The 10,661-nt window shown below is 66.5% G+C and carries 3 protein-coding genes; all 3 read right to left on the bottom strand.

Annotation, left to right across the window (positions count from 1 at the left end):
* Nucleotides 1-67 precede the first annotated feature (67 nt).
* Genes LTT66_RS14675 through LTT66_RS14665 form a run of 3 tightly spaced genes read right to left on the bottom strand, consistent with a single transcriptional unit; the run spans nucleotide 68 to nucleotide 10,634 of the window.
* Nucleotides 68-7,435, bottom strand: coding sequence for a non-ribosomal peptide synthetase (locus LTT66_RS14675; RefSeq protein ID WP_233067704.1), 7,368 nt, complete (start codon nucleotides 7,433-7,435; stop codon nucleotides 68-70).
* Entirely contained in the window at nucleotides 7,432-9,168 is a 1,737-nt protein-coding gene (locus tag LTT66_RS14670) for a condensation domain-containing protein (RefSeq protein WP_233067702.1), read from the bottom strand. The genes LTT66_RS14675 and LTT66_RS14670 overlap by 4 nt, the downstream gene beginning before the upstream one ends.
* Nucleotides 9,165-10,634, bottom strand: a complete 1,470-nt coding sequence (locus LTT66_RS14665; protein ID WP_233067700.1) for a condensation domain-containing protein — start codon at nucleotides 10,632-10,634, stop codon at nucleotides 9,165-9,167. Before LTT66_RS14665 ends, LTT66_RS14670 begins: the two co-directional genes overlap by 4 nt.
* Nucleotides 10,635-10,661: the final 27 nt, after the last annotated feature.

Below are 10,661 nucleotides of genomic sequence, written 5' to 3'. Positions count from 1 at the left end.
ACCATAGGATCGACCGATCAGGTGGTCGGCGGGCTCGCCGTCGGCGGGACATCGGCTCCCGCCGGTTTCACTCCTCCACCGGGTCGCCCAAGGCCACCAAGATCTTGCGGCTGCCCCGGTACGGCCGTCTGCCGTGCGCCGCGCGGCGGTTGTTGACGAACAACACGTCACCAGGCTGCCAGCGCATCGGATACTCACTGGCCCGGCATACGTCGATCAGTTCGTCGACTATGTCATCGGAAATCGGTGAGCCATCGCCGAAAGTAACCGAACGAGGCAGGAGCCCGCCTAGGCCGGCACGCATCGCCTCCCGTGTTTCGGGGTCGATACATGCTTCATGCCAATGCAATATCTGGGCGAACCAGGCCTGCTCGCCCTGAGTGGACATGACTGCGGGCCGGTGCGCGACGGTGGTGAGAATGTCGTGCTCCCACGTCCAGCTCATCCCGTCCGCCGCGCACCGTCGCTCGACTTCCGCTCGATTTTCGGTGGCGAAAACCGTTGTCCATGGCAAACCGAGGCCCGGAATGAATCGGCGTATGTAGCGCACACCTTTCTCCTGGAACTCGGCGCGCACTCCCGGCCGCAGCATCTTCCATACGTGGACACCGTCGACGACGGTCGTCTCACCGCCTTCATCGGCCGCACGAGCACACGCGAACGCCAATGTGGCGGGCCAGATCCGGTTGAACGAATCCTCGTTGTGCCAGAACAATTCGAGTTCGGGCGGATAGTCGACCGGGGTCACCACCTGCCCGTCGATTACCTGCCGGGGGTGTTCCGCTGTGGCATAGTTTTTCTCGTACAACACCGTGGTGACGGCGGTGAGTGCGTCCGGAGTCGCAACATCGAATCCGCGAAGCAGAACCGCTCCATGATCGTTCAAACCCCCCACGACCACATCGCGATGCTCCGCGAGCCACGACTGCGGATCGGTGATGCCATCGCTCTCGACGGTGAGAACGCTGGTCTCACGGCTCGAGTCGACACAGACGTCGATCGATCGGTGCGGCCGGTCCCCGATACCTATGGGCGCGACAGTCACCTCGCTGAAAGCCGGGCGGCCGCCCCGGTCGAGCCGCAGCTCCGTGTGAAGCGTCGCAACGACGGCGTCGAGGAGTGCCTCGGCCCACTCCGCTGAGCAGGATTCCGGCCGGTAATGGACTTCGAGACGGCACGCTTCGCCGTCGTCCCATATCCACAGACCGACCGGATCGGCCGCGGACGCCCACCCCGAGTCGACCAGGGTGCCGACAATCGATGAGTCGCCCGACGTGATGCGCCGGGGCATGAACTGATGTACCACCTTGACATCCACTAGATCGCCGACGACCGCTCCGCCCGAGCGGCGGCGGAGTTCGGCCAGCACCTGCTCATACGGTGCGTCCGCATCCTCGAGTGCGTCGCGGAGCGCGCCGCCGGCTCGGTCGAGCACCGATCCGAGGTCATCGGTAGTGCGGATCTGCAGCCGCATGGGTATCTGATTCCCGAAGTATCCGACGAGATGTTCGAGATCCGGATGGTCCCGATTCGCCACGTCCAGCCACAGCACCAGATCTTCTTGCCGACACCGGCTGCTCAGCGCCATCCCGAGCGCCGCGGCCACCACAGCCACAGCCGTGGTACGACGCCGACGCGCGATTCGATGGACCAGCGCGCCTGCCTCGACGCTATATCGTCGTGCCGCTCCGTCTGTGCGCCGCGCGGTCACCGTCGGCAAGGCAATTCGCGGCGCATCCTGCAGTCGGTCGGCGACCCGACGGACCGTATGGGAGGTCACCAGCTCGGTCGCGGCCGCGCGACGTCGCGCGGCGTCGTGTTCACCGACCACCAGCCGCGGCAAGCGGGGCTCTCGGCCGGCAACCAGATCGGCATACACGGTCAGGAATTCGTTCAACAGCACCCGTGCCGACCATCCGTCCGAGATGAGATGGTGCACAGCGACCAGGAGGAAGGCGCGGTCCTCGTCGATGAGGTGCAACTCGCTCCGGATCAACGGGCCTTCGTCGACCCGCCAGGGCTCACCGGTCAGTACCGCGAGAGCTTCCCGCACATCGCCGAGCGACATGCCCGGTGCCCGCACTACCGACAGCTCAGGTCGCGGGCCGAGTGATAGACGTGGCTCGCCCCCTTCCTCGACGACGACGGTCCGCAGCGACTCGTGCCGATCCACCAGGTAATCGAAAGCCTCCACGGCGGCTCCGTGCACGATGGTTCCGGAAAGTTCGATTCCGAAGGGGAGCACCAGTCCTACATCACCCTCGGCGACCAGTTGCTCGTACCACACCCGGTATTGCCCGGAGGTCAACGCTCCGGGCCGTCCTTCGGCACGTTCGCTGGGAGCGGTTGCGGTGAAACCGTGCACACCGTCCACCCGATCGAGGTAGTCGGCAATGCCCGCCACGGTGGGATACGCGAAGATCGCGCGCACCGAGACTTGTCTGCCGATCGCCATGCTCAAACGCGCGGCAACCTGGACCGCGCGTAGCGAATGTCCGCCGACAGCGAAGAAGTCGTCCTGCACATCGACCTCAGCGCCGAGTACCTCCCGGAATATGTCGGCTACCAGCCTTTCGGTCACAGTGGCCGGCTGATGTTCGACCGGCCGGGCCGAGAGTGCGTACTCGGGAACCATCTCGGCCAGCCGCACGCGGTCGACTTTGCCGTTGACGGTCACCGGCAACTCGTCGACCTCGATCACCCGATCCGGCACCATATACCGCGGCAACGTGGAGCCGACCGTTCCGATGAGCTCGGCGCCGCCGGTCGGAGCGCCCGCAACCCGCTGCACGTACGCCACGAGTTCGGTATCGGCCGCGACCACCGCCGCCGCGCTCACCGACGGAATAGCCACCAGTGCCGATTCGATCTCGCCCGCTTCCACACGGTGGCCCCGTATCTTCAGTTGCAGGTCTGCTCGACCGTGGAAGGTGAGTCCGCCGGGCCCGTGGCGGACTATGTCTCCGGTGCGGTACACACGGGCGCCTGGCGTGGCGGCAAAGGGATCCGGCACGAACCGTTCCGCGGTCTGCGCGGCCGCGCCGAGATAGCCTTCGGCCACGGTGGGCCCGCCGATGCACAACTCACCGGGAACACCGGGTGGCACCGGCCGCATGGCCGGGTCGACCACGTGGAGCTCGTACCCGTCGAGCGCCACTCCGATCGGTACGGAGGCGGATTCGGCGCCACCACGGCGCCACAGGTCATTGCACGTCGCCCACAGCACGGTCTCGGTCGGCCCGTAGAAGTTCCATACGTGCACCCCGAGCCTGCGGAAGTCGGCGGCGAGCGCAGGCGGCATGGTATCCCCACCGCAGACCGCGCGAAACCCTGCTGAAGGCCGAAAACCAGCGTCCAGCAACAACCTCCATCTATGCGGTGTCGTCGCAAGAACACTGATCCGTCGCGCGGCCAGCAGCGCAACCAGGTCGACCGGGTCGACCACGACGTCCGCGGGCGCCAAGCACAGTGTCGCGCCGCGAAGCAGGCCGGCATGGATATCGCCGACCACGATGTCCCATCCCAATGCGGAGACGCCGCAGACGACGTCTCCCGGACCGATCGCCAAGCGGTCGGTATAGGCGTCGACGGCGGCGACCACCGCGTGATGTGCGACCAGGACTCCCTTGGGGCTCCCACTCGAACCCGATGTGTAGCTGATATACGCCGGTAGCTCGGCCGGTATCTCCAGAAGTTCCTGTCCCGGCCCGCCTGTGCGCAGATCATCCGGCGTCAGCATCCGTACGCCGAGCGCACGTGCCGCAGGTGCCAGTGCGGTTTCCGCGACCATGACGGCGGCACCGCTGTCCACGGCGATGCGCCGTAGTCGTTCGATGGGAGAGTCCGCGTCCAGATGGACGTAAGCCGCGCCCGCCCGCAGCACGGCGATGGTGGCCACCACCGCATCGGCATTTCTCCGGCACAGGATGAGCACCGTGCCCGACGGTCGCACACCCTGGCTGCGCAGCATCGCCGCCGCACGGCCCGCCCGTTCCCACAGTTCGGCGTAGGTAAGGGTGGTGACCGTGTCATCGACCGCCACCACATCCGGGTAGGTGCCGACGACGTCGCGAAGCCGGTCGACGACGGACTCCTTGCGCCGTGCCGGGGCACCGCGCCACGAACTCGGTGTGTGCGCCACGGGCGGCGAAAGAATCGAAAGAACCGGAGCGTCGGGATCTTCGGCCAATCGCCGCGCGAGTGCCACAAACGTATCGGCGATGTGCCGTGCGATGTCCGGCGAGACTCGGTCGCACAGATAGCGGAGAACGAATCGGAGGGTCCCCTCGTATTCGGCCCCGACCAGTGTCAGCGGCAGCGTGTCCAGGCTCCGCGGCACATAGCGTGAGCGGAAGGTCAGATCGCCGATCCGAACGCGAGCGCCATCCACCACCTCGCCCAACGCGAGCTGATGGGCAGGCTGTTGGAGCACGAACATGGTCTCGAAGACCGCGGCGTTGCGCCCGAGCGCCGCGGTGACCGCGGTCAGCGGGCAATGTTCCCGATCGAGCGCGGCGAGTACGCGCTCGCGCGTTGCGCGAACCAGTTCACGGAACGTGCCGTGACCGTCCAACCTGCTGATGATCGGCGCCTGGTTCATGAAAAGGCCCACGGACGCCCCGAAGCGGGACTCGCGGCCGAGTACCGGCGTCCCGACCACTACTTCACCCTGCTGGGTGCAGCAATGCAGCGCCGCCTGGTAGGTGGCGAGCATGACCACGAAGAGCGTTGTCTGTTCCAGCCGGGCGAGTGCCGTCAGCGCATCGACGGCGTCGGCGGGCACCACGATCGGCATCTCGGCCGCCGCACCCACCGGCACTCGATCCGCGGCGCCGGCGACACTCGGCAGCAACCGCGACGACACACCGCTCAACTCACGCACCGAATCCGCGACCGCGCGACGACCGCGCTCACTGTCGAGGTACGCGTGCGCCGCGGGCACATGGGAGGCGTAACCGAGTTCGACAGGGGGAGCCGAACCCGGTTGGTTCAGTTCGGCGACAAGCTCGTCGAAAAGCAGTGTGGTGGAGCGAAAGTCGGCTACAAGATGGGATACGGTCACCAGCAGTAGGTGACGATCGTCGCCCAGCTCGTGCACATACCCCCGCAGCAATGGTGCCTCAGCGATATCGAAGGGCAATCGGGTGGTTGTCCGCAGCCAGTCCTCCACCCTCGCCTCGGACCAGCGGGCCGCCGCTATGCTGACCACATCGGGCGGGCACGTCGTAGGTGGCTGCACCCGGCGCTGGACACCCAAGGGACTGTCGCGATAGCTGGTTCGCAGGGCATCATGCCGATCGACAAGCGTGGCGAGTGCCGACTCGACGAGGCCGGCGTCACACGGGCCCGTCACCTCCCACGCTCCCCAGAGGTTGGTGCCACCGGGCAGTAGCGATTCCAGCACGAACATCGCCGACTCGGCGGGCGAGGCCGCAGACCAAGTCCCGTACTCGGCGCCGGGCAGCGGCGCCGGGCGAACGGGTGTCTCGGAGCGGCCGGTATCGGCAGCCGCGGCGGCCACCGCCTCGATCGAGGACAAAGACAGCAGTGTGCTGCGACTCAGCGGCTGTCCCACCGCGGCCTCCAGGCCGCTCAGGATCGATACCAGCGTCAGCGAGTCGAGCCCGTGTGAGATGAGTGATGATTCGGTGTCTGTAGCCGCTGCCACTACCCCTGCCGCCGCGAGCCGATCCTCGAGATAGGAGACGAGCAGCCGAACCCGTGCGGCAGGTGTCGCCCGAGCCAGCTCGGTCCGCAGGAGCTGCTCGTGTACGCCGGGGGTCGTGCGGGAAAGCCGGGTATCGGACTCGGCGAAGGGCGCGAGTCCGCCCGCGAGGTACGCGGTACGCGTTCGACCGCGCTGGATCTTGCCGCTCGTCGTACGCGGGAGCGAGCCGGTCGGGACGAGCGCGATGACAGCGGGAGCATGCTGCGCTTCGTCGAAGACGGCCAGTCGGATCCGCTGAACCAGGGCGGCATGCTCCGATTCGGGAGCCGCGCACTCCACCGCGACCGCGAATTCGTCCATCACACCGAGACCGAACGCCGCCGCCGCACCCGCGAGCGCGGACCCGGCGGCTGTGGCGGCTGCCAATTCCAGATCCGACGGATAGATGTTGCGGCCGTTGACGATCAGGACTTCCTTCGTCCGCCCGGTAGGAAACAGGCACCCGGCCGAGTCGAGGAAACCCAGATCACCGGTATCCAGGAACACACCTGCGCGCCCCCGGACCGTAGCGCCGAACACCCGCTCGGTTTCCTCGGTGTTCGAGCGATAACCGGCCGCCACGCCCGGCCCGCGCACCAGGATTCGCCCGACCCGGCCGGGCGGCAGCGCTCGGCCAGTGTTGTCGGCGATCACGACCTCGGTGTCGGCTACCGGGGGTCCGCAGTCGACGATCTCCTTCTCGTCACCGGGCCGTCGCGTAGTGCCGATGTCGCCGCCACGCGTGGCGGTGACCATGAGCGTCGCCTCGGCCAGCCCGTAGCACGGGCGCAAAGCCGCTGCTCCGAACCCGAATGGAGCGGTGGCCTTCAGGAACCGCCGCATGGTCTCGGGGTGAATGGGTTCGGCGCCGACGAACGCGGTCCGCCATCGCGACAAGTCCAGAACGGCGTCGTCCGGTGCCAAGTTTGCCAGTCCGCGCGCCACCATGTCATACGCGCTGTTCGGCCCGCCGCTCACGGTCGCTTGCTCCCGGGAGATGGCTCGCAGCCATTCGATCGGCTGCCGGGCGAAGTGCCTCGGTTCCAGGAGCGTGACGGGAAAACCGATCGACAGTGGCGTGAGCAGGCCCCCGATCAAACCCATGTCGTGATGGGTCGGCAACCAGATCACGGCCTTAGACTCCGGGCTCAGGTCGAACGCCGAGGCGATCTGGCCGATGTTGTGCCCCAGTGAAACGTGGGTCAGCACGACTCCTCGCGGCGCGGCGGTGGAACCGGACGTGTATTGCAGGATCGCGGCCTGCTCGGGCGCTTCGGAAACGGCCGGGACGTCCGACGGCTCATATCCGAGATAGCAGTCGGGCGTCCACCACTGCACTCCCGGCACCTCGATCGGATCGGCCGACGGCGGTCCGACGATGGCGACCGCACCCGAATCCTGCACCAGCCGCCGCAACCGCTCCTGCTGGCGGCTACCTCGTGGACGGGGTGCGGGCACCGCAACCGATCCGGCCAGCATGCACCCCAGCAGCCAGACGGCGAAAGACCGTCTCGCCCCGGTCAGCAGCACGACAGGCAGTCCGGCCACACCCTCCTCTCGAAGGGTCGCCGCGACGCGGCGCGCCCCGTCCGACAGTTCGGCATAGGTGATTTCGTCGGCACAGTCGCCCAGCTCATCGAGATACCTGATACCGATGTCATGGCCCTGACGCTCACCGCGACGAATGATCGCGGTCAGGAAATCCGCACTCGGGTCGATGGTGTTCACCGGCAGCCCTCCGTCTCGATGTCGGTACCGGCGTCCTGGTGGCCCGCGATCACCGCCGCGAGTTCGCCGACAGTCGGGTAGTCGAAGATGTCAGCAAGCGTGAGATCCACGCCCGTGCGCAGACGGAGCTCCATGGCAACGCGCATGGCGAGCAACGAGTGCCCGCCGAGTAGGAAGAAATCGTCGTCGGCAGTCAGCGGCCCCGCCTGTTCCAGCACTATGGCGAAGACATCGGCAACCACTGCCTGGAGGTGGGGCACAGGGGCTTCAAGGGCCGTGTCCCGTGGCGGTGTGCTCGCCGCACCGGCGTCGGCGGTGCGCCACAGCTGCGTGCGAGCCACCGCCGGAATCACCCGATCCGGATGATTCGCCATCTCGTCGAACACGTCGGCAAGTAGCTCGCCGAAAAGCTCGGCACCGGTGGCATCGAGCAACCGGGTGGAGTACTCCAGCACGATGTCGAGTTCCGAGCCCTCCTCACGGACGAAAAGGCTCAGCCCGAACTCCGGCTCCGCCACCGCGAGATCCAGCGGTTCGCATTCGACTCCGTCGATATAGAGCTCGTCAACGCCTACCCCCAGAAAATTGAGCGTCACGTCGAACAACGCACCGGACGCACTGCGCGAGCCACCGAGTGCCGCACTGATGTCCGCCAGCGCGGCGTCGCGATGGACCAGGCCTTCGGTGACCACCCTGCGCGCGTCATCGAGAAGCGCGCGGTAGTCCGCCGCGCCGTCTGCCCATCGCAGACGCAACGGGAGGGTGTTCACGAAGCAGCCGATCCGATCGGCGTCCTCGGGTTCCCGAGTGTCGACCGGAACACCGATGATCACATCGGCGGGTGCGCCCGCCCTCCGCATCGCGATGGCGACGCCCACGAACACCACCATGAACAGCGACGCACGGCAATCGACCGCGAGCTGTCGCAGAGCGCGAGTGGCCGGTGCGCCGATGGCGACGTCGCGGCGACCGCCACCTCGGGACCCACGCCCCTCTTGCGCGCCGACCCCCGGCGGCCGGTCGGCCAGCACCTCGGTCCAGTATGCGATCGAATCGCGAGTACCCGCGGTCGGCCGGGAAAGCCGCGCCGTTCGCAGCGGACCGGAACTCGATGTCCGCACCCGCTTTTCGTAGCGCTCGGCGAGCCGATCCAGGAACACCCGCAGCGATCTCGCATCGAAGACCAGATGGTGAGCGATCAGGCCGATCAACAGGTGGTTCGCGTCGATCCGGACGCAGGTGGCCGCGAAGACACCGTGCGCCGGATCGATCTCGGACACCCTGCCTGCAACGATTCTCAGGCCCGCCGCTTCCCGGTCTGCGGGACCGAGGTCGGTGAACTCACGGCTGTGATCGACGAACACAACGGGTTCGCGATGCGGCTCGGGCAGACACACCAATTCACCGTCCAGCACGGTGAATCGCACTTGCAGCGCGCCGTCACCGGCGGTCGAACGCAGTGCCGCTTCGAGGGCGGCATCGTCGATCTCACCGGTGAGGCACGCACTCCACGTCACCAACTGGCGCCGACCGTGGCCGTACCGTTCTCCGTGCAACCACAGCGAACGTTGGAGGGGTGTCATCGGAATCGGGCCCGGTTCCGCCTCGGTAGCGGCGTCCGGAGCCTGCTCGGGTTCGTCGTGCCGACCCAGCCGGCTGCGCACGAGCCGATCCAGCACGGCAGCACGGGACGGCTGCCCCGAAGTGACATCGACGTCGGAAGGATCGTTCACAGCGCCACGCTTTCTTGTTGCGACGGGTCGACACCCACCGCTTCGCTCATTGAAGACCACTGCGACAGTGGCGTTTCCGGGTTCTCTACGGCCCAGGCCAGGACCGAATTCAGGGCGGCGACGAGCGCAGCGATGCTGTCATCGTCGAACAGTTCGGCGAGATACTCGATGCCACCGGTAAGTCCCTCGTCGGGGCGGTCCCACATCATCACCGTCAATGGGAATTTCGCCGCCTGTTTGTCGACCGCGAGCGGTTCGATATCGAGGCCGGGCAGCGACAACGACGGCGAGGGGGACTCGTCGAGCTGGAAAAGCACCTCGACCAGCGGACGGCGGTGATCGCGTCGATCAGATTCGGTGTCGGCCCTTATTTCTTGGACGAGTTGTTCGAAAGGCAGATCCTGATGCGCATACGCACCCAACGTCACCTCACGAACCCGCCCCACCAACTCCCGAAAACTCGGATCCCCCGACACATCCGTCCGCAACACCAACGTATTGACGAAGAACCCGATCAGTGACTCCAAATCGCGGTGTGGACGGCCGGATACCGCAGTAGCGATGACGATGTCGGTGGCGCCGGTCAACCGCGCCAACACCACATCGAACGCAGCAACCAACACCATGAACAACGTCACCCCCTCCCCAACCGCCAACCCCATCAACGACTCACGCACCCGCCCAGGCACCACAAACCGACGCGTCGCCCCCACCCCCGACAACACCTCCGGACGCCCCCGATCCACCGGCAACTCCAACACCGAAGCCCCATCCAACACCCCCCGCCAATACTCCAACTGCCGCTCCAACACCTCCCCCCGCAACCACCCCCGCTGCCACACCGCAAAATCCCCATACTGCACCGGCAACACCGGCAAACCCCCACCCACACCACACGCCACCCGATACCCAGCCGCAACCTCCCCCACCAACACACCACTCGACCACCCATCCGACGCAATATGATGCACCGTCAACAACAACACATGATCCAAACCCCCCAACCGCACCAACTCCGCCCGAAAAACCGGACCCACCGCCAAATCAAAAGGCTCCACCGCCTCCGCAGCAGCCCGCTCCCACAAACCCCCCTCCGAATCCCCCACCCCCGACAAATCAACCAACCCCAACCGAAAACCCCCCACCGGCAAAACCCGCTGCACCACCCGACCCCCCACCACCGGATAACACGTCCGCAACACCTCATGCCGACGCACCACCTCCCCCAAAGCCCACTCCAAAGCCCCCACATCCAACACCCCACGAAACCGCACCGCATGCGGAATGTTGTACGCCGCAGACCCCCCACCCAACTGATCAACCAACCACAACCGCTCCTGCGCAAAAGACAACGGCAAAAACTCGTTCGACGCTGATCGCGGCACGATCTGGTCACGCCCGGCGTCCGAGAGCCCCTCATCGTGCAGTAGGGCTTTGATCAATTCGTCACGGCCGGCAGAAACCATCGGGCGATCCTTTTCGAGTGCGAGCGG

Source organism: Nocardia gipuzkoensis, from assembly GCF_021183645.1.
Lineage (GTDB): Bacteria > Actinomycetota > Actinomycetes > Mycobacteriales > Mycobacteriaceae > Nocardia > Nocardia abscessus.
This window is presented reverse-complemented; position numbering and strand designations above follow the sequence as displayed.

Bases quoted from the DNA above. Each gene is read 5' to 3' on its own strand.
- LTT66_RS14665 (WP_233067700.1), bottom strand. From the start codon at position 10,634: ATGGTTTCTGCCGGCCGTGACGAATTGATCAAAGCCCTACTGCACGAT.